Origin of the sequence: Paenibacillus sp. FSL H8-0261 (genome assembly GCF_045040645.1) — a bacterium.
Taxonomy (GTDB): domain Bacteria; phylum Bacillota; class Bacilli; order Paenibacillales; family Paenibacillaceae; genus Paenibacillus_AQ.
Window position 1 is genome coordinate 5,007,340 of record NZ_CP150297.1, and the last position, 19,035, is coordinate 5,026,374.

General features: G+C 43.7%; 19 protein-coding genes and 1 other annotated feature. Of the genes, 4 read left to right on the forward strand and 15 right to left on the reverse strand.

Annotated features, from left to right (window positions below; all coding sequences use genetic code 11):
- Positions 1 to 16 precede the first annotated feature (16 nt).
- A complete protein-coding gene (locus tag MHI27_RS22375; RefSeq protein WP_371915730.1) occupies positions 17 to 280 on the reverse strand; it encodes a YqhV family protein in 264 nt (87 codons plus the stop codon).
- Between the two features lie 302 nt (positions 281 to 582).
- Between MHI27_RS22375 and MHI27_RS22380 the strand changes: the two genes are divergently transcribed.
- Positions 583 to 1,449, forward strand: coding sequence for a YitT family protein (locus MHI27_RS22380; RefSeq protein WP_081382878.1), 867 nt, complete (start codon positions 583 to 585; stop codon positions 1,447 to 1,449).
- 96 nt (positions 1,450 to 1,545) lie between these two features.
- On the opposite strand, the gene MHI27_RS22385 is transcribed toward MHI27_RS22380, so the two are convergent.
- The 4 genes from MHI27_RS22385 to MHI27_RS22400 form a co-directional block, all read right to left on the reverse strand.
- Positions 1,546 to 2,799: an aspartate kinase gene (locus MHI27_RS22385; protein ID WP_042190470.1), complete on the reverse strand. Its 1,254-nt coding sequence runs from the start codon at positions 2,797 to 2,799 to the stop codon at positions 1,546 to 1,548.
- A 302-nt stretch (positions 2,800 to 3,101) separates the two neighbouring features.
- Complete coding sequence (efp, locus tag MHI27_RS22390; protein WP_042190473.1) at positions 3,102 to 3,659, reverse strand: elongation factor P; 558 nt, start codon at positions 3,657 to 3,659, stop codon at positions 3,102 to 3,104.
- A gap of 47 nt (positions 3,660 to 3,706) precedes the next feature.
- Complete coding sequence (locus MHI27_RS22395) at positions 3,707 to 4,777, reverse strand: Xaa-Pro peptidase family protein (RefSeq protein ID WP_076300855.1); 1,071 nt, start codon at positions 4,775 to 4,777, stop codon at positions 3,707 to 3,709.
- 74 nt (positions 4,778 to 4,851) lie between these two features.
- Complete coding sequence (locus MHI27_RS22400; RefSeq protein WP_076284474.1) at positions 4,852 to 5,343, reverse strand: YqhR family membrane protein; 492 nt, start codon at positions 5,341 to 5,343, stop codon at positions 4,852 to 4,854.
- 207 nt (positions 5,344 to 5,550) lie between these two features.
- Between MHI27_RS22400 and MHI27_RS22405 the strand changes: the two genes are divergently transcribed.
- Together MHI27_RS22405 and MHI27_RS22410 are read left to right on the forward strand one after the other, a co-directional pair.
- A complete protein-coding gene (locus MHI27_RS22405; RefSeq protein WP_371916578.1) occupies positions 5,551 to 6,498 on the forward strand; it encodes a DUF1385 domain-containing protein in 948 nt (315 codons plus the stop codon).
- Between the two features lie 7 nt (positions 6,499 to 6,505).
- Complete coding sequence (locus MHI27_RS22410) at positions 6,506 to 6,847, forward strand: hypothetical protein (protein WP_042190481.1); 342 nt, start codon at positions 6,506 to 6,508, stop codon at positions 6,845 to 6,847.
- A gap of 80 nt (positions 6,848 to 6,927) precedes the next feature.
- On the opposite strand, the gene MHI27_RS22415 is transcribed toward MHI27_RS22410, so the two are convergent.
- From MHI27_RS22415 to mntR, 3 genes are all read right to left on the reverse strand, one after another.
- Positions 6,928 to 7,857: a patatin-like phospholipase family protein gene (locus MHI27_RS22415; RefSeq protein ID WP_405174734.1), complete on the reverse strand. Its 930-nt coding sequence runs from the start codon at positions 7,855 to 7,857 to the stop codon at positions 6,928 to 6,930.
- Between the two features lie 91 nt (positions 7,858 to 7,948).
- Positions 7,949 to 9,598 (reverse strand): family 10 glycosylhydrolase, encoded by a 1,650-nt coding sequence (locus MHI27_RS22420; RefSeq protein ID WP_405174735.1) that lies wholly within the window; start codon positions 9,596 to 9,598, stop codon positions 7,949 to 7,951.
- 304 nt (positions 9,599 to 9,902) lie between these two features.
- Positions 9,903 to 10,328 carry a transcriptional regulator MntR gene (gene mntR, locus MHI27_RS22425; protein ID WP_042190488.1) on the reverse strand — a complete coding sequence of 142 codons (426 nt, stop codon included), beginning with the start codon at positions 10,326 to 10,328 and terminating at the stop codon, positions 9,903 to 9,905.
- A 193-nt stretch (positions 10,329 to 10,521) separates the two neighbouring features.
- On the opposite strand from mntR, the gene splB reads away from it, so the two are divergent.
- Positions 10,522 to 11,598 carry a spore photoproduct lyase gene (splB, locus tag MHI27_RS22430; protein WP_339242876.1) on the forward strand — a complete coding sequence of 359 codons (1,077 nt, stop codon included), beginning with the start codon at positions 10,522 to 10,524 and terminating at the stop codon, positions 11,596 to 11,598.
- Here splB and MHI27_RS22435 read toward each other — a convergent pair.
- From MHI27_RS22435 to MHI27_RS22465, 7 genes are all read right to left on the reverse strand, one after another.
- The gene (locus MHI27_RS22435; RefSeq protein ID WP_042129852.1) at positions 11,595 to 12,308 is read right to left on the reverse strand and encodes a cytochrome c biogenesis CcdA family protein; all 714 of its coding nucleotides are present in this window, start codon (positions 12,306 to 12,308) and stop codon (positions 11,595 to 11,597) included. The genes splB and MHI27_RS22435 overlap by 4 nt on opposite strands.
- A 63-nt stretch (positions 12,309 to 12,371) precedes the next feature.
- Positions 12,372 to 13,175 carry a metal ABC transporter permease gene (locus MHI27_RS22440; protein WP_042194307.1) on the reverse strand — a complete coding sequence of 268 codons (804 nt, stop codon included), beginning with the start codon at positions 13,173 to 13,175 and terminating at the stop codon, positions 12,372 to 12,374.
- A gap of 231 nt (positions 13,176 to 13,406) precedes the next feature.
- Positions 13,407 to 14,156 (reverse strand): metal ABC transporter ATP-binding protein, encoded by a 750-nt coding sequence (locus MHI27_RS22445; protein WP_042190495.1) that lies wholly within the window; start codon positions 14,154 to 14,156, stop codon positions 13,407 to 13,409.
- Between the two features lie 34 nt (positions 14,157 to 14,190).
- The gene (locus MHI27_RS22450; protein WP_405174736.1) at positions 14,191 to 15,189 is read right to left on the reverse strand and encodes a metal ABC transporter solute-binding protein, Zn/Mn family; all 999 of its coding nucleotides are present in this window, start codon (positions 15,187 to 15,189) and stop codon (positions 14,191 to 14,193) included.
- Positions 15,190 to 15,400: 211 nt separating this feature from the next.
- Positions 15,401 to 17,413: a methionine--tRNA ligase gene (gene metG / locus MHI27_RS22455; RefSeq protein ID WP_149646734.1), complete on the reverse strand. Its 2,013-nt coding sequence runs from the start codon at positions 17,411 to 17,413 to the stop codon at positions 15,401 to 15,403.
- A gap of 49 nt (positions 17,414 to 17,462) precedes the next feature.
- Positions 17,463 to 17,723, reverse strand: a binding site (T-box leader).
- Positions 17,724 to 17,763: 40 nt separating this feature from the next.
- A complete protein-coding gene (yidD, locus tag MHI27_RS22460; protein ID WP_234532379.1) occupies positions 17,764 to 18,027 on the reverse strand; it encodes a membrane protein insertion efficiency factor YidD in 264 nt (87 codons plus the stop codon).
- Positions 18,028 to 18,029: 2 nt separating this feature from the next.
- The gene (locus tag MHI27_RS22465) at positions 18,030 to 18,491 is read right to left on the reverse strand and encodes a Fur family transcriptional regulator (RefSeq protein ID WP_405174737.1); all 462 of its coding nucleotides are present in this window, start codon (positions 18,489 to 18,491) and stop codon (positions 18,030 to 18,032) included.
- Positions 18,492 to 19,035: the final 544 nt, after the last annotated feature.

Consider the following 19,035-nt stretch of genomic DNA (forward strand, 5'->3'; position numbering starts at 1 on the left):
ATATGCCTATCATCTATCATTTTTTTAGAATCCCGATTAAGAGAAAGGCTACACCGCAACCGACCCAGCCCAGTTTGCTCCAGGACAACTGCTGAGCCATCCCTGTGAGTCCGATCGCTGTCGTCAATATCAAGATCGTCGGGCCTACCAAAGCTAGTCCAGAATTGACTGCAAGCGCCTTGTCTACCTGATTCAACCGCAGCATAATCAGTGCAGCTATAATCTCCGCACTACCCGAGAACAGCCGAAGAGTCGCCATCCAGCTTACATACTTGTCCAATCCACTCCACTCCTAACTTTTACTATTTCACACAGAATGATATTCAGGGCTGGTTTGTCCTTCTCTTATCCATGGATATGCGATAATTACTCACTTTAGACAAGGAGAAATGACAGAATTGCAAGTCCAACTGTGAAAGAGTTCATAGTACACACCTATATAAATAAATATAATCAGTACGATAAAATTATTTTTTACGAACACTTCCATCTGTGGTATCCTTGTTAATTGGAAATATAGTGGGTTTATATTTTCAAAAAGAGCAGACTATAAAGACATAAGAAAAAGAGGGGATTTGTGTCATGCAAGTTCGAAGTTACGGGTTACCGCAAAACATGCGGACCGTAGTCAGACCACTCAAGGAAGTAGCTATCATTATTTTTTCAGCCTTTTTAATTGCAAGCGGGATGCGATTGTTTCTAATTCCTCATCAGCTTCTGAGCGGTGGGGTAGCAGGGGTGGCTTCGGTCGTCGGTTATTTAACGGATCCGAAGTACATTTCTAAGCTTTATTTTGTAATAAACCTTCCTTTAATTGTCTGGGGATTTATTGCAGTGGGGAAAAAATACATCTTACTAAGCTTGCTTTCCGTCGTGGCCACCACCTGGTTCATTACCATTATTCCTGAGGTGCAAATGACCAAGGACCCCATTCTTGCAAGTATTTTCGGCGGAGTAATTATTGCTGGGGGCGTTGGTTTTTCTCTCCGTACTGGGGGCTCTTCTGGGGGATTTGATATATTAGGCTCGATTATTTCACGTAAACGGGATATTCCCATGGGGAATATCATGTTCTTAATGGATGGATTAGTTATTCTGAGTTTAGGCTTCTTTAAAAGCTGGGATTCCGCCTTATACGCTATGCTCTGTATTTTTGTAAAGAGTAGAGTAGTCGATATGATCCATATTCGCCATGTGAAGCTGACCTGCTTTATCGTTACCAAAGAACGGGAGATGATGTTGACCCGTCTCAGAGAGTTACCTCATGGCATCACTGTCGTCAATGCAGAGGGTGGATACAGTCATGAGGGAAATACCATGCTAATGACTGTAACGACTCGGTATGAACTTGCAAATCTGCGGAGAACTATTCTTGAGGCAGACCCAAGCTCCTTCGTCAATGTTGTGGAGACTGTAGAGATTCAGGGCCGGTTCAAACGATTAGGATAAATTCAGGGACCTACATCCCTTGCTGTTATATAAATGAAAAGGGATGCCCGCAGCCATTTGGCTGTAAGGCATCCCTCTTTGTTTACTCAGCAGCTCTTATCGGCGATCTTTAGGACCTCCGACAAAAGCCTGCTCTGTTGTATCGAGATTGTAGGCGGTATGAAGCGCCTGTATGATTGATGGCAAATTGCCTGATTCAATAACGCAAGATACTTTGATCTCAGAAGTGCTGACCATCTTGATGCTTACACCCTCTTGGGAGAGTACATCAAACATTTGAGCCGCTACCCCTGGATGGCTGACCATACCAGCACCAACGATGGATACCTTCACCAGGTTATCCTCGGAGGTAACTTCACGATAAGGCAAAGTTTTATGAATTTCTTTAATTACTTCCTTCGCCCGATCCAGTTCATCAAGAGAAACTGTAAATGAGAAGTCAGCCTGCTCATTCTGTACACCACTTTGTACGATGATATCTACGTTAACGCCCTCTTCAGCAAGCTTACCGAAGACCTGAGCGAGTACACCTGGTACATCAGGAACTCCAAGAATACTGACACGCGCTACATTCTTATCAAATGCTATACCACTAACTACGATTCCCTGCTCCATGCTTGTTTCCTCCTTCACAACGGTACCTTCATTATGATTAAAGCTCGATCTAACGACCAGCTTAACTTGATGACGCTTAGCGTACTCCACTGCACGTGGATGTAATACAGCTGCTCCCAGATTAGCAAGCTCCAGCATTTCATCGTAAGAGATTTCCTTCAGCTTACGTGCCGTCTTCACAATACGTGGGTCTGTGGAGTAAATACCATCTACATCGGTATAGATCTCGCATACATCTGCTTGAATAGCAGCAGCCAATGCTACGGCTGTTGTGTCCGAACCACCGCGGCCTAATGTGGTGATCTCACCGTCCACAGTCATTCCCTGAAAGCCTGCAACGATCACGATCTGTTCACGCTCCAAAGACGCTAATACACGACGCGGGTCAATTTCATTGATACGAGCTCTGCCGTGAGTTTCGTCTGTTCGGAATCCAGCCTGCCATCCTGTATAAGAAACTGCATTCCGCCCGATCCCATGCAGGGCAATGGACAATAGAGCGACGGAGATTTGTTCACCTGTCGTCATCAACATATCCATTTCACGTGCGGGCGGCTGCCCGTTTAGTTGCTTCGCCGTATCGATCAAATCATCTGTTGTATCCCCCATTGCAGATACAACCACAACGCAGCGATGCCCCTCATCTTGCTTGTCTGCGATGCGCTTGGCGACGCGTTTCATTCGTTCAGTGTCGCCGACGGAGCTGCCTCCGAATTTCATAACATAAAGTGACAAAGTCCCATTCACTCCCCATATCGGTCTATGTAGTTGCTTCTAATCGGTTTCCCGCTTTAAATCAGTATAATACGAAAACAGTGCCTTGCGTTAATGGTTTCATAAAAAATTTATTAAATTTCCCCGCTGTGAAAAAAAAAGATAAGGTCAGCATCTGCCCTTCAGCTGTGCTTATTTTACTCAACTTCCAGTATTTTAATGTAGGTTTCCACAGCATATTTATCCGTTACTGTTCATAAAAAAACCTCCACCGTATAAACGGGGAGGCTCTTCTGGTAATATCTAGGTTATTGTTCTGTTTCCTACGCGCGGGAGATATATTTACCTTCACGAGTATCAACCAGCAAGATGTCTTCCTCGTTGATGAACAATGGAACCTGAACACTATGTCCGGTTTCAAGCTTGGCCGATTTCGTAGCACCTTGAGCCGTGTTTCCTTTAACGCCAGGCTCAGTTTCAACAACCTTCAACTCTACGCTGGTAGGAAGGTTGATCCCAAGAATCTCACCTTTGTAACTAACGATGTTTACAGTCATGTTCTCTTTAAGGAAATTCAATTCCCATTCCAATTGCTTTTCGGACAATTCGAATTGGTCATAAGTTTCGTTATCCATGAATACGTGGTCCGATCCACTGGCATAGAGATATTGTACACCACGGTTTTCGATAATAGCACGGCCAATCGTTTCACCTGCACGGAATGTACGCTCTACTGTATTACCGTTACGCAAGTTCTTAAGCTTGGAACGAACAAATGCTGCGCCTTTACCTGGCTTAACGTGTTGGAAATCAATAACGGTAAAAATATCTCCCTCTACCTCTACGGTCAAACCTGTTTTAAAATCATTTACTGAAATCACTAAAAATCCCTCCAAAATTTATAATCAATCTAATACATCACACTTACTTACAGTACTGTATATTCTTTAGACGAATGGGTCAGCAGTGATATTCCGCTCTCCGTGATCACAATGTCGTCTTCAATACGTACTCCGCCAATTCCCGGCAAATAAATACCAGGCTCCACAGTTACTACCATCCCCGGCTGCATAATATCGTCGCTAAGTTTGGACAAACGCGGCCACTCATGAACTTCCATTCCAAGTCCATGGCCTGTGCTGTGTCCAAATTGTTCACCATATCCGTAGCTAGCAATGATATCACGTGCCAAGGCATCACATTCCCGTCCAGTCATACCCGGCTTGATATGTGCTAAAGTATGTAGCTGAGCTTCCAGCACAATATCATAGATCTCTTTCAGCTTCGGATCCGGTGCTCCGAGTGCGATGGTTCTTGTCACATCTGAGCAATAGCCATCAAGTAATGCACCGAAATCAAGGGTAATGAATTCATTGCCTTGAATTACACGGCTGCTTGCTACGCCGTGTGGCATGGACGAACGTTCACCTGAAGCAACAATCGTATCAAACGATGAAGAAGTTGCACCATGGGTACGCATATAAAATTCCATTTCCAAATCAACATCGCGCTCAGTCATGCCCGGCTTGATCACGTTCAGAATATGACTGAATGTAGCATCGGCCAGATCTGCTGCACGTTGCATAACGGCAAGCTCTTCCTCATCCTTGAACATACGAAGGTCTTCCACAGCTTTGGAAATTGGAACTAACACTGCCGGCTTAAGTGCTTCTGCATATGAGGTGTACGCGCTGAATGAAACATCATCCTGTTCGAAACCGATACGTACCTCTTTACCAGAAGGCAGAAGCTCGCGAACTGTATCAATGAACTTAGTTGTATGTTCTACAACTTTAACCCCCATTGCTTGGTCCGCGGCCTGTGTCATATACCTGAAGTCAGTCAGCAGATAACAATCATCACTTGTCACCAGTACATAACCGGACGATCCGGTAAATCCACTTAAATAGCGGCGGTTATAACCGCTAGTTATCAACATTGCATCCAATCCTTGATCCTGCAAAACCTTACGCAGCTTGGAGACACGCTTGTTACCCATTTTCATTCTCCTCTCGAAATAGCCACATTGTATTTTAACATAGGGATATCCCCTTGAGAAGTTTTTTCGCGCCGTTAGGCAAGCGCTGTACTTTGCTCACGCTTCCGTTCGTCCGTATACTCGATCGCTGCTGTATATCCAATGAACATTCCCCATAGCAGAAAAATGCAGAACTCACTAATGACAGTGTTCCACGGCAGCTTGAATGGGGGCTGCATAAGAAACATCTGCGAGCCGGGAATAAATATAATCGCCCACCATAAAACGCCGTAGACCAGGCCTGGCCAAGGTCCCTTCAGCTTACGGAGAAGCAGTACATATAGCATGGAGGCGATGACAGAAAATACAATAAACATCATATATCCCACAAAATGTCCAAATGCTGTTGTCAAAAACGCATGCCTGAAAAAAGGCTCTGCGATAAAGCCAGGGCTGACTTTGGTAAAACTGAACCAATAGACTAGCCAATGAAGCCCACCCCAAATTAATCCTGCAAAAAAACCTAATTCGAGTGCAAAAAGCCAAATATTTGTATGCCCCGATTGTTGTTGATGAGATTTGCTCATGAAATTGCCTCGCTTTCTTTATTTTCAATGCCGATTTATCTCTCGTTCTCTCTAGAAGATAGTATGTACAGCAAAAGGCGATCCAACTAGTAATGTCTTCAAAAATTAGTTACAATGTATTATATAAATCATATTAAATACGAGAAGGTGAATTGGTTGTCCCAGGAAACTCCCAGTTACGGCGGCCAAGCCGTCATTGAAGGCGTCATGTTCGGCGGTAAGCATATCAATGTAACAGCCGTGCGACGCAAGAATCAGGAAATCACATTTTTAGAAGTACCCAAAAGCGATAAGAGCTGGGTCACGAAACTGCGCAAGATTCCGCTGCTTCGCGGCCTTGTCAGTATAATAGATGCCAGCGCTAAAGGCTCTAAGCACTTGAACTATTCAGCCGAATCCTACGCTGAAGATGAATTGGAACCGGAAGATATCGAGAAGGAAAAAGCGAAGCCGAAGAAAAAGGATGAGGGCTGGAGCCTTGGAATGATTTTTGGGGTTGCTGTAATGGGTATTCTCTCCTTTTTGTTCGGAAAGCTCATTTTTACGCTTGTTCCGGTATTTGTAGAGGATTTTTTATTTAAAAATGTATTTGATAACTACGTACTGCACAACCTCATAGAAGGCGGCATCAAAATGATTCTCTTGCTGGTCTATTTATGGGCGATTTCTCAAACACCAGTGATCAAGCGACTGTTCCAGTATCACGGCGCCGAACATAAAGTCATCAGCGCTTTTGAAGCAGGCGAAGAACTGACTGTTCAGAACGTTCAGAAATACAGCCGTCTGCATTACCGCTGTGGAAGTAGCTTTATGATGCTGACGATTATCCTCGGTGTGATCATTTACTCCGTAGTCCCATGGGATAATCTTTGGGAACGAGTGATCCAACGGATTATCTTGTTGCCAGTCGTAATTGGTGTATCGTTCGAAGTTCTAAAGGGAACCAATGCGGTAAGAGAAGTACCAGGCCTTAAATATCTGGGTTACCCTGGATTGTGGCTGCAACTCCTTACAACCAAAGAGCCAAAAGACGATCAGGTAGAAGTATCTATTGCCTCTTTTAACCGTATGCGTGAGCTTGATGCTGCGATTGAAGCAAGAGGATATTCGGAGGCAAGTGTGTCAGGCGGCATATTGGATCCTGCGAAAGGATGAGTGATCTATGATCAGGCATGCTTTAATTTTTTGGATTACGGTTACGCTTGCGATTTTCGGTTTTGTGATTGGAGTCTTGACTGAGCCCTTTTTTACGCTGTCGAAGCTGATCCTCCCCCTAGTACTGTTAGCAATCATTTATTATGCTTACAAAAAAATGGGACCAGGTAAATACGCTCGTAGCAGCAGTGGATCTAAGGTTAAAGTGAAGCCTTCCCAGAAGACCATGTCAAAGGTAGCAGGAATTCGCAAGACTCAAGCTGCACCAGGCAAACGCAAAAGCTATCCTTTCCAAGTGATCGAAGGAAGTAAAGGGAAAAATGACGATCAGCTTCCGAAGTATCACTAACTTCATAAGAACTCCAAAAAGCATCTCCACGTTTTAAGTAACGTGCGGGATGCTTTTTTCTCATATGGATACCTCGCTCGTTATCTTGGTCGCCACTCCTTAAAGAAATCTTCTCCTGCTTTAAGTCCAGCAGCATACATTTCATCGCTTTGCGCTTTTGTAATTTCAAAATGAGTCGTCCCAATCCCAAGCGTAGGAATTTTTACCGTACGAACAAATTTATCCCCTTCAATAAACTTCTCATCATGAGCAGAGAGCATGGTGGTTACCATAGCTTGGAGCATACTGAATGGCCCTCTAATTTTATGCGGCTGTGGATCGGTCTTACCTACCGTTTGATAACCTACCGTAGGAATTCTGCTCCCAGGTTGTTTGCTCCCATTATTCTTGCTGTCAAATAGCCACAAAGGAAAGTTACTCAAGAGCCCACCATCTACAACATACACAAACTGCTCGGCAAAGGATTTCCCTCTTGCTGCCTGCCCGTTTAGTCTTAACATCACAGGATCAAAAAAATAAGGAATGCTGCAGCTCATTCGCACTGCCTTGGCCACTTCAAAATGCTCCGGAGAGATCCCATACTGCTCCAAGCCATCTGGCAAGACCAATATCCTTCCATTTGTGATATCGGATGCGATGATAGATAATTTACCGGCAGGCAGATCACGGAAGGTGATGATCCCCTTTTTCAGTAATAATGCTCTTATCCAGGACTCCAAGGCTTCTCCAGAATATAATCCTTTCTTCAATAACACTCGCAGCGCAGGACCAACGATAGCCGTATTATAAATGGGACCTCGCTTCAGAAACGATGAAAAGGATGTTCCTTGGATTATCCGACACATTTCCTCCCCTTCATAGCCCGCTGCTAGTAAAGTGGCTACAATCGAACCTGAGGAGGTTCCTGCTACCCTTTTAAAAGTCCAGCCTGCCCTTTCTGTAGCTTCAACTGCTCCCGCAAGAGAAATCCCCTTTACGCCTCCTCCTTCAAATACTGCGTTAATCTCCATACACAAAAATCCCCCGTTTCCCATAGATTCTATTGCTTATCTATGAGCACAGGGGAACATTCATGACTCCTTATGAATAACAGCTAAACTATTAGGATTTAAAATAAAAGGTCAGTAAGCTCGACAATCCGAACGGATTGCGGACTACGACGTCATTCGCTCTAAACATAATACTACCTGCAACCTCTTCGTACTTCTCATTATATTTGAGCTGATTAATAATTTGATCTCCACTTTGCCATTCAGCCTTTTGATCACTGGCTCCGACCTTATAACCAGCTAACCCGATGTAGAGTTTAACATTCGTATTCTCGACTTCTTTTACCCACCAATCTACTAACTTGTCATAACGAGCTGTGCTAAAGGACAAACTCCAATAAATTTGCGGAGCGACATAATCAATCCAGCCCTGCTTAATCCATGTCCGAACATCCGCATACATGCTGTCATAAGCAGATACCCCTGCAGTCGTGTCCGAACCTGTACTATCATTTTTAATATTTCGCCATACTCCAAAAGGACTGATCCCATAAGAAGCCTTTGGCTTCACCTTATGAATCTGTTCTCCCAACTGACGGACAAATTCATTAATATTATCTCGGCGCCAATCAGCTTTAGAAAGCTTTTTCGTATTATAGGTAGAATAAGCAGCATCATCGGCAAAAGTAACATTTGAAGGATAAAAGTAATCATCCAAATGGACACCATCGATATCGTAACCTTTAACCACTTCCATCACCGTGTCGATGATATGTTGGCGAGCCTCCGGAATACCTGGATTAATGTATTTCTTACCATCGGCATTCACAATCCATTCTGGATGTGCTTTTGCCACATGGTTACTTGCTAACGCTGAGGTGGAAGCATCCGTCGTTGCACGGAATGGGTTGAACCAAGCATGAAACTGCATGCCGCGGGAATGCGCAGCACTGACCATATAGCTTAGAGGATCATATCCCGGATTCTTCCCTTGTGTACCCGTCAATACCTTAGACCAAGGAACTAAAGTCGATGGATACAGACTATCTGCTGAAGGTCTAACCTGAACAAATACAGCATTAAAGCCAACAGCCTTTAGCTTGTCTAACAAATTATCAAACTCCTGCTTTTGTTTCGCTTCATTTCCTGCCGAAGACGTTGAAGGCCAGTCCAGGTTGAATACGGTAGAGATCCAAGCCCCCTTCATCTCCTTACCAGTCGATCCACCAGGGATAGTCGGTAACGTCGGCACTGTTGGTGTCGTTGGTGTCGTTGGTGTCGTTGGTGTCGTTGGTTTTTCTGGATCGACAGATTGTGGTGGTTCAGTGTTGGAGATCAAGGAAATATGCTTATTAACCTGATCCCATAACACCTGCAGTCCCAATTGCTCACTTACAAAACGAATGGGTACCATTACCCGCCCCTGCTTAATCTGCACGGATGTATCCAGCGCTACCGAAGTATCGTTTACCCATGCTTTTTTCAGGCCACTGGTCAGCTTGAGAACCGTATCTCCTTGAGTGATCGTTACAGTCTTACTATTTTGATTCCATACTACGCCGGCATTTAATCCTTTACTGATCACACTTATTGGCACCATCGTTACATTGGAAGTTGTGATATACGGAGGCACATCACTAACCAGCGCCTCTCCATCCAGTTCAATCGTAATTTGCACCGCTGCCGCGCGTGCACCAGGAGACCATAAAGGCAGAAACAACATAAGTACTAACAAACTCAACATCCATTTACGATAATTCATAATTCCTCCCCAAATCTAAAAAATATGTATCCAAAAAATAAGAAAAAACGGATAAATCCTTCAAGCAGATGAGAGAATGCCTCCTTCTAAAAAGGGGGTATCTGTCTCTGCAAAAAATATAAGAAGTACCGAATAAAACTCATACTCTCTTATATTTTTAAAAGGACTGTATCCGTTTTGACGCTAAAAACTGGGAAAGGTTGCACTAAACAAAATAGAAACGGCTATACTATCCACTGATTATGCTCACGAAAGCCTTGCTGCGCATAACTTTTAGGACAGTATCCGTTTCGGGAAAAACATTTCAAGAATCGCTTGTCAGTTCGTTGTGAATCGCATATAAAGTCTGTACACGTTCTTCGTCGCGGCGGAAATATTCTACCAATGTTTCAATACGCGTAATCGAATCCCAACTTAAGTGATGCTCGATTCCTTCAACATCATTATAAATGTATTCCTGCTGTACTCCGATCAATCCGAGGAATTCCTCCAATAGTTGATGGCGATCAACTAGACGTTTTCCTACTTTTTTCCCTTTGTTGGTTAGGACAAGCCCACGATATTTCTCATAGATGAGATATTCGTCCTTATCCAGTTTTTGGATCATCTTGGTCACAGAGGAGGGGTGTACTTCCAGTCCCTCGGCAATATCCGAGACCCGCGCATAACCTTTCTCATCTATGAGCTTGTATATGCGCTCCAAATAATCCTCCATGCTGGGTGTTGGCATTAAACTTTACCTCTTTTCTATAATGAGCATGGCGCCGGGCCAAACCTTGCTCTAACAATGATACATGTTTCTAACGCACCTTGGCAAGTCCTTCAAAGGAACTTACAGATGAGTTGCACATGTTTGCCATGCTTCTATTGGGGCTGAGTTAGACATAATAAACATACTCGTCATTCAAAAGGAGCGTGAATTTATGACTATAGTGACGCCAGAGCCCTCTACTGTAAAAAGACCCAGAAAACCTACTGCACTTTTTCTTCCAGAGCTTGTTTTCTTTGAACCGAATGCTTTAAATTACCCTAAAGGTGAAAAAATAATGGAATGGGTAAAGGCTAACAATATCCCATATCGTATGACCACATCACATAATCGTATTATGAATTTCCCTGGTGAAACTGAGGTCGAGCAATATAAAATTGCCAAAAGAACGCTTGTTGTCGGCCTACGCAAAACTTTGAAATTTGACCAATCCAAGCCATCGGCTGATTATGCTATTCCCATTGCCACCGGCTGTATGGGGCACTGCCATTATTGCTATTTGCAGACTACCTTAGGAGCAAAGCCCTACATTCGCGTATATGTAAACACAGGTGACATTATAGATGCTGCCAAAAAATATATTGAGGAGCGCAATCCAGAAATCACCACTTTTGAAGCTGCCTGCACATCAGATCCTTTAGGACTTGAGCATATTACCGGCTCTCTGGCAGAACTAATTACATTTATGGCAAAAGAACCCCTTGGCCGCCTGCGCTTTGTGACCAAATACCAACATGTTGAACCACTGCTTGCTTTGGAGCATAACGGACATACCCGAGTTCGCTTCAGCGTCAACGCAGATTATGTAATCAAAAATTTCGAGCCTGCCACCTCCCGCTTTGAGGAGCGTATTGAAGCCGCTGGAAAGGTAGCACGGGCGGGTTATCCACTTGGCTTTATCATTGCTCCAATTATTTGGTATGACGGCTGGCAAGAAGGTTATGCTGAGCTACTGGCCAAGTTAGCCCAGACCCTCCCCCCTGAAGTCGGAAAAGGATTAACCTTCGAAATGATTCAGCATCGATTCACCAAAACGGCTAAGACGGTTATAGAGAAGCGCTACCCCAAATCCAAGCTAGAAATGGACATGGAGAAGCGTAAGAAGAAATGGGGACGCTGGGGACAAAATAAATATGTCTATCCAGATGAACAGCAAACCGCCCTGCGAGAGTTTATCACAGAGCGGATATTCGAACATTTTCCAGAAGCAGGAATTGATTATTTCACTTAAAAAATGAGCCAATCTGGTGTGATTCCCTGTAGCCAAACTGTGATCCGAAACATTTGATCTGTAAAGAGCAGAACGCCCATAAATACCATGAGAACGCCACCAATCTTCATCAGCACATTTGAATATTTAAGGATACGTCTGGCTCCTCCAAGAAAGAAGGCTAAGACAAAGAATGGCAATGCGAACCCTATGCTATAAGCCGTAATTAACGTAAACCACGTGCCAGGCTCACTTGCAGAAAGTGCGATAATCGCAGTCAGAATCGGTCCAATACATGGAGACCAGCCCGCTGAAAAACCGATCCCAAAAATAAAGGATCCCACATAACCCGCCGGCTTCCATTTTAAATCAAGCTTACGTTCGCGAAGTAGAAATTGCGGCTGAAAGATCCCAAGCAAAAATAATCCCATCACAATAATCAAAATCGCCGATAATTGCCGGATCAGATCACGCTGTCCATTAAAAAATTGTCCAAATAGTCCTGCACCAAATCCTAAGGTGTAAAAAACCGCTGAAAAACCTAAAATAAATGCCAATGTATGGGTTATTGTGCGTATACGGACCTCTTTGGTATTGCTGCCTGACTTCAATTGCTGAACGGATAATCCGGTAATATACGATAAATAAGAGGGATAAAGCGGTAAGCAGCAGGGTGATATAAATGATGCTACCCCTGCTGCTAAGGCTATTCCTGCATTGATATTAGACAAGGTAGCGGCTCTCCTTCCAGCATTCGAATCACTTCAGGGCATACCCTATATTTTATTCGCTGTTTATGCTGGCAAACCCTTTTTACCGATCAAAGTCAACACTAATAGTGATATGAGTAAAAGCACAATGGTTGCACCAGGGGCCAGATTCCAAACTCCTGCAACCACTAGTCCGCCTACAACAGCAATTTCCGAAATGATGACGGATAGAATGACTGAGGATTTAAAGCTTCGAGATAACAATAAGCTGATGGCCACAGGAATGGTCAGTAGAGCTGATACTAGCAAAGATCCAACAATTTTAATCGCAGTACTGATTACAAGCGCCGTCAGAATGGTAATCAACATGTTAAGCAGCTTCACTGGGAGTCCGCTGACACTAGCAGCATCCTCTTCAAAGCTAAGTAAGAAGAACTCCTTAAAGAACAGCGATACTACTACTACAACTGCTATCGTTACGATCCCTACTACGATTAAATCGGTATTGTCTAGCGTATAAATGCTACCGAACAAATAACTCATAACATCTGCATTATAACCTTTTCCTAAAGTGAAAAAGAGTGAGGCTAAAGCCACTCCGCCCGACATAATTATGGCTATCGAGAGCTCTGCATAACTCTTATAAGCCTTGCGCAGCTTCTCTATCGCGAAGGAAGCCACCACTGCAAAAATAAGACCTGCTCCCAGCGGGTAAAATCCTGTCAAAAAACCAAGTGCCACACCGGCTATCGTAACATGAGCCAGCGTATCCCCAATCATAGATAAACGTCTGAGCACAAGAAAAACGCCTATAAGCGGCGCTGTAATACCTATCAGAAGACCGCCCGCAAGCGCTCGCTGAAAAAAATCGCTAAATAGAATTTCCAACTTTAACTCTCCTCCGTAGAACAATTGAAACATTTTTTAAAGCTTTTATTAAAATCTTTTTTCGATCCCTCCCAAGCCCTCCCTCCTAAGGGAGGGCCCAAAGGGCTCTGCCCTCTGGACACCCGTCAAGTGCAACTGGCGTAGGAGGTGGGGTTGCTGAACATATCCGATGCTCTATGTAGGCCCCCAATAATCGAGTGTTCCCTTTTACTACCAGAGTTTAACTATGACCTAAGAGAGCGTGTGCTGCAGGTTCTCCTCTGTACAATTCTGCAAATCATGAGAATGACGGGAGAAAAAGTTAATCTTACCGTTCGTTTGCACAGGTTCATTCCCTAAGTAATTCTTAATCATGTCAATATCATGCGACACCATTAGGAATGTCATATGATGATGGGCATGCATATGTGTAATTAATTCAAAGAATCCTGCTTGTGATTCAGCATCAATACCGACTGTAGGCTCATCCAAAATCAGCAGATCCGGATGGTTGATCAACGCACGTGCTAGAAATACACGTTGCTGCTGACCGCCTGACAGCTGGCCTACTCTTTTCTCCGCAATATCCTGTATCCGCATCACTTCAAGTGCATCTTCGCACTGACGATGCTGAGCCTTAGATACTCTTCGAATAAGATTCTTGTTGTTGTACAAACCAGATAGCACTACTTCACGCACCGTTGCTGGAAACAGCGGGTTGAAGGCGTTCTTTTGTGGAACATAACCTATCCGTTCCCAGTCTTTAAACTTGCGGACAGGCGTTCCAAATAATTTGATTTCACCACTGCTTGCCGGAAGCAAACCGACGATCATCTTCATCAGTGTTGTTTTACCAGCTCCATTAGAACCAATGATACCAAGGAAGTCTCGTTCTCTTACACTATAGTTAAGATTCGAGATCACCTTCTGTTCACCATATGAAAAAGAAAGATCCTGTATATCGATGATATGCTGATGGCAGTCCAAGGATACCGATTGCATGCTTTAGCACCGCCTTTTCCTTATACTTTCCTTTTTATTGTAAAGCCATAATCAGATTTTGCAAATTTTTCTCCATCAAGGTGAAGTAGTTATCCCCGTTCTTTTCTTGCTCCGCAGTAAGACCCTCTACCGGATTAAGAACCATAGTAGACACACCAGCTTCAGCCGCTAACGTCTTAGCCAGTTTATCGGAGACAAGCTCTTCAAAAAAGATGTATTGAATTTTCTCCTCTTTAACCATCTTCGCCAGGTTTACTAAATCCTGTCCACGCGGCTCAGCGTCTGGGGATAATCCCATAATCGCATGCTGCTCAAGCTTATAGTCACGGGCAAGATAGGCAAAAGCTTGGTGCGAAACTACAATTTTGTGGTTAGGCAGCTTGGTAAGCTCCTGTTCAAATTTACTATCCAAAGCCTGTAAACGTTCAGCAAGCTGATTGTAACGCTCTTCATAACCATCTTTATGCTCAGGGTCCACAGATTGAAGGCTTTCTTTTATATTGCGCGCCATGATGATCGCTGATTTCGGACTTACCCAGGTATGTGGGTCCGTATGAAGGCTGTCCTCAGAAGAATGGCTATTATGATCAGCATCATCTTCGTGATGATCCTCTTCGCCGCTTCCCCCATGATCATGTCCGTCATCTTCATCGGTCATTATTAAATCAACACCTTTACTTACTTCAACAGCTTCCACTTTACTGCTGCTATCAAGTCCTTTTAGAAAATTAGGAACCCATCCCTCAAGCCCTGCTCCATTGTACAAGAACAATTGCGCTTTGGAGGTGTTGACAATATCCTGACTGCGTGGTGTCCAATCATGCGGCTCTACTCCAACCGGAAGAAGATTAATGGCATTTATATCATCTCCACCAATTTCCCGAGTAAACTCATAAATAGGATAAAAAGTAGTTACAACATTTACTTTCCCTTCAACTATACTTCCACTGCTCTTAGGTCCACATGCAGTGAGTGTAAATACAAGCACCAATGCAAGTATAAGCAGACTTATTCGTGACTTCATAGCAACCATTAAATTGATCTCCCTCTCAAATCGTAATCTTTACTATTAGAAGTATAATAGTAATCATTACGATAAGTCAACAATAAATCCTAATAAGATGATTCTGAATTTTATCCCTGCTTATACGTTGAAAAAAGGAATGTTCCCACAGCCTAGCTGGCTGAAGGAGCATTCCCTTTCTTATATAACAATTACATATATAGATTCTACATAACGAATCTTACTTCACAATAGCTCCATTTGGCATGCTGTCTGGAACTGTGGCGATGGTTAACTGATCACCTTTAGAAGCCGCTAAAATCATCCCTTGGGACAATTCTCCGCGCAGTTTCACTGGCTTCAGGTTAACAATACAAATCACTTTTTGGCCTACCAGCTCTTCCGGTGTGTAAAACTTCGCGATACCAGAAACGACTTGACGCTGCTCATAACCTAGATCCAGCTGCAGCTTCAGCAGCTTGTCGGCTTTCTTCACAGGCTCAGCTGCAATGACCTGAGCTACCCGAAGCTCAGCCTTGGCGAAATCGTCGATGCCGATCTCTTCTTTATGCTCTTCCTCAGGCTCGGATACCGCAGGAGCCGCAGGTGCTGCTTCGGTCGCTTCAGCAGCCGGTTTACCAGCGCCCATGGCTTCGGCGATATAAGCTACCTCTTGCTCCACATCCAGGCGTGGAAAGATTGGATTGCCTTTCACCAGCTTTGTTCCTGCCGGAATCAGACCAAAGGTCTTACCGCTGTCCCATGTCGTTAATTCACCAACTTCGATGCCAAGCTGTTCCCAAATCTTCGCTGGGGTTTGCGTCAAGAACGGCTGCAGTAGAATGGAAGCGGTGCGAAGACCTTCCACAAGATGTCTCATTACGGAAGCCAACTCAGCTGTTCTGCTCTCATCCTTAGCAAGCACCCAAGGCTGTGTCTCATCAATATATTTATTGGTGCGGCTGATAAAGATCCCGATCGCTGTTAGCGCTACGGAGAACTCCATTTTTTCCATCGCTTCTTCTACTTTGGCATAAGTATTCTCTGCCGCAGCTTGAAGCTCACCATCAAATGCTGTTACATTTCCTTCATACGCTGGAAGCTCTCCACCGAAATACTTCTCTACCATCGCACCTGTCCGGTTCAACAGGTTACCAAGGTCATTAGCAAGATCATAGTTAACCCGATCTACAAAGCTTTCCGGTGTGAATGTACCATCCGAACCAAACGGTACTTCCCGTAGCAGGTAATAACGAAGTGCATCCAGGCCGTAACGATCAATTAATGTAACTGGATCTACTACGTTCCCTTTGGATTTTGACATTTTGCCATCCTTCATGAGCAGCCAGCCATGAGCAAATACCTTTTTCGGAAGAGGCTCACCCAGCGCCATTAGAATGATTGGCCAGTAAATCGTATGGAAACGGACGATTTCTTTGCCGACAATATGCACATCAGCAGGCCAGAAATTATCATACAGACTTCGATCCTCGGAACCGTAACCCAAAGCAGTAATGTAATTTGTCAATGCATCGATCCATACGTACACTACATGCTTTTCATCGCCTTTAACCTTAACACCCCAATCGAAAGTCGTACGGGAAACCGCAAGATCCTCCAGACCAGGCTTGATAAAGTTGTTGATCATTTCGTTTTTACGGGATTCCGGCAAAATAAACTCCGGATTCTCCTCATAAAATTGCAGCAATCGATCTGCATATTTACTCATCCGGAAGAAATAACTCGCTTCCTTCACCAGTTCAACCGGATGACCGCTATCAGGGCTTTTTGCACCAATGATTACGCCATTGTCATCTCGAACGATATCAACCAATTGTGTTTCTGTATAGAAGGTTTCATCCGGAATACTGTACCAGCCTTCATATTCGCCTTTATAGATGTCACCTTGCTTGAGCAGTCGATCAAAAATATCCTGAACAACCTTTTTATGACGCTCTTCCGTTGTACGGATGAAGTCATCATTGGAGATGTCTAGCTTGCGCCATAATTCCTTAATGCCAACAACGATGTCATCTACGAACTGCTGAGGGGTTTTACCTGCTTCCTCTGCCTTCCGTTCAATCTTTTGACCATGCTCGTCTGTACCTGTAAGATACCTTACATCATAGCCGCGTAGACGTTTGTAGCGGGCCATTGCATCTCCAGCTACGGTAGAATAAGCATGTCCGATATGCAGCTTATCACTCGGATAGTAGATAGGTGTAGTTAAGTAAAAAGTTTTCTTTTCGCTCATTGATTAATCATCCTTTCTTTCATAAAAAGACAAAAAACTCCCGCCCCTATAATGGGGCGAGAGTATAACTCACGCGATACCACCCAAATTTCCTGTCTCTTCACAGAGAGCAGGCTTCGCCAGTTCCCTCTCGGGAACTGTCCATTAACGCTGGAACACGCCGTTATCTTACGTGAACCTCAATTGCAGTTCCCGCTCGAACACAGTTCCTCCCGGACCATATTCAATCTAACGCACCATACCGGCTTTCAGCTCGCTCCGGCTCTCTGTAATGGACGTACCGATTTACTCATCCGTTCCTCGGAATTCATACTATTACCTGTGAATATACCCAATGGCAAGGGCTCATGTCAAGTCGCACGAGCAGAATCCTTCTTGGTCGGGTGTTCCTCAAGAGGTGGAACCGGATCAAGTCCCCCTGGATGGAAGGGATGGCATCTAGCAATCCGCTTGGCAGCAAGCCATGATCCTTTAAGTGGACCATGGACTTCAATAGCTTCCAGAGCATAGGCCGAGCAGGTTGGATAGAAGCGACAAGTAGCAGGCTTAATCGGGGAAATGTACTTGCGGTACACCCGAATAGGAGCCTGAATCGTTCTACGAAGGGTAGCCATCCTTAGACCCCTTTTTTGTGATTAGCTGCTGCGACTAGTTCTTCTTCCCGGTTCTCTTCACATTCTTTGCAATAACCGAACACCTCAAATTTATGCTTGACTACCCGGAATTGATCAGGTGTTTCCGTTAAATTCATTGGGCAGAAATTAATCGGGTAGGTTTTCTCGCATTGAAGGCAGATCATATGATGATGGTGATCCTGATGATTACAGCTTCCCTTGAATTTCACGCCGTCTTCAAAGACGATTTGTTCAAGTACACCAAGCTCTTCCATTACACGCAGATTGCGGTACACGGTATCAAAGCTAAGTCCGCTATACTTGCGGCCCATATGCTCATAGACATCCTTCGCTGACAAATAACCCTTATTCTCGCCGAATAACTTTGCAAGCGTTTTGCGTTGGTCGGTGATTCGCAGACCTTGCCCCGACATGACCTCTAATATTTGTTCTGTCGACAGCATACGCTCATCTCCCATAACATTTCAGTTCATTTCATTTATGCTTCACTCTCTTAATAATGCCCCAAAATAAATGCCCCGTCAATGAAACTTGGTCCCTTGAGCCTACATTTCGCATAATGATTCAAAATAAAAAATAGAATATAGTTCAGCATCTAAATTTGGTGAATAGACATAGAAGTTTAGATAAATCAACTCATTCAATAGAACCTAATTCAACAGACATTTTAATCCTCACCAAAGAATGTGATAATCAAAAAGATCACTGTCATGTATAAGACTATTAAATCATTATCATAAAAATAAAAATGCCCCTGTTAGCTTATAGTTTAAGCATACAAGAGCATTTCACAAATATAAATGGTGTAATTAATATACTGCATTTGAGATATACAATAATAGGATACCAATAAAATATAATAGTAGAGCTCAGTGCAACTATCTTAAATTTAATTTTCTCCTTCTGTTTCTTATAACAGATGAGTATAGCTTATCTAAAAAACTTGTCACATACTTCTTTATGTTTATACTTAGAAAATTACTAATT

Coding starts and splice junctions, on each gene's coding strand:
- MHI27_RS22380 (WP_081382878.1), top strand. CDS start 583: ATGCAAGTTCGAAGTTACGGGTTACCGCAAAACATGCGGACCGTAGTC.
- MHI27_RS22395 (WP_076300855.1), bottom strand. CDS start 4,777: ATGGGTAACAAGCGTGTCTCCAAGCTGCGTAAGGTTTTGCAGGATCAA.
- MHI27_RS22400 (WP_076284474.1), bottom strand. CDS start 5,343: ATGAGCAAATCTCATCAACAACAATCGGGGCATACAAATATTTGGCTT.
- MHI27_RS22405 (WP_371916578.1), top strand. CDS start 5,551: ATGTTCGGCGGTAAGCATATCAATGTAACAGCCGTGCGACGCAAGAAT.
- MHI27_RS22410 (WP_042190481.1), top strand. CDS start 6,506: ATGATCAGGCATGCTTTAATTTTTTGGATTACGGTTACGCTTGCGATT.
- MHI27_RS22415 (WP_405174734.1), bottom strand. CDS start 7,857: ATGGAGATTAACGCAGTATTTGAAGGAGGAGGCGTAAAGGGGATTTCT.
- MHI27_RS22420 (WP_405174735.1), bottom strand. CDS start 9,598: ATGAATTATCGTAAATGGATGTTGAGTTTGTTAGTACTTATGTTGTTT.
- mntR (WP_042190488.1), bottom strand. CDS start 10,328: ATGCCAACACCCAGCATGGAGGATTATTTGGAGCGCATATACAAGCTC.
- splB (WP_339242876.1), top strand. CDS start 10,522: ATGACTATAGTGACGCCAGAGCCCTCTACTGTAAAAAGACCCAGAAAA.
- MHI27_RS22445 (WP_042190495.1), bottom strand. CDS start 14,156: ATGCAATCGGTATCCTTGGACTGCCATCAGCATATCATCGATATACAG.
- MHI27_RS22450 (WP_405174736.1), bottom strand. CDS start 15,189: ATGGTTGCTATGAAGTCACGAATAAGTCTGCTTATACTTGCATTGGTG.
- metG (WP_149646734.1), bottom strand. CDS start 17,413: ATGAGCGAAAAGAAAACTTTTTACTTAACTACACCTATCTACTATCCG.
- yidD (WP_234532379.1), bottom strand. CDS start 18,027: ATGGCTACCCTTCGTAGAACGATTCAGGCTCCTATTCGGGTGTACCGC.
- MHI27_RS22465 (WP_405174737.1), bottom strand. CDS start 18,491: ATGCTGTCGACAGAACAAATATTAGAGGTCATGTCGGGGCAAGGTCTG.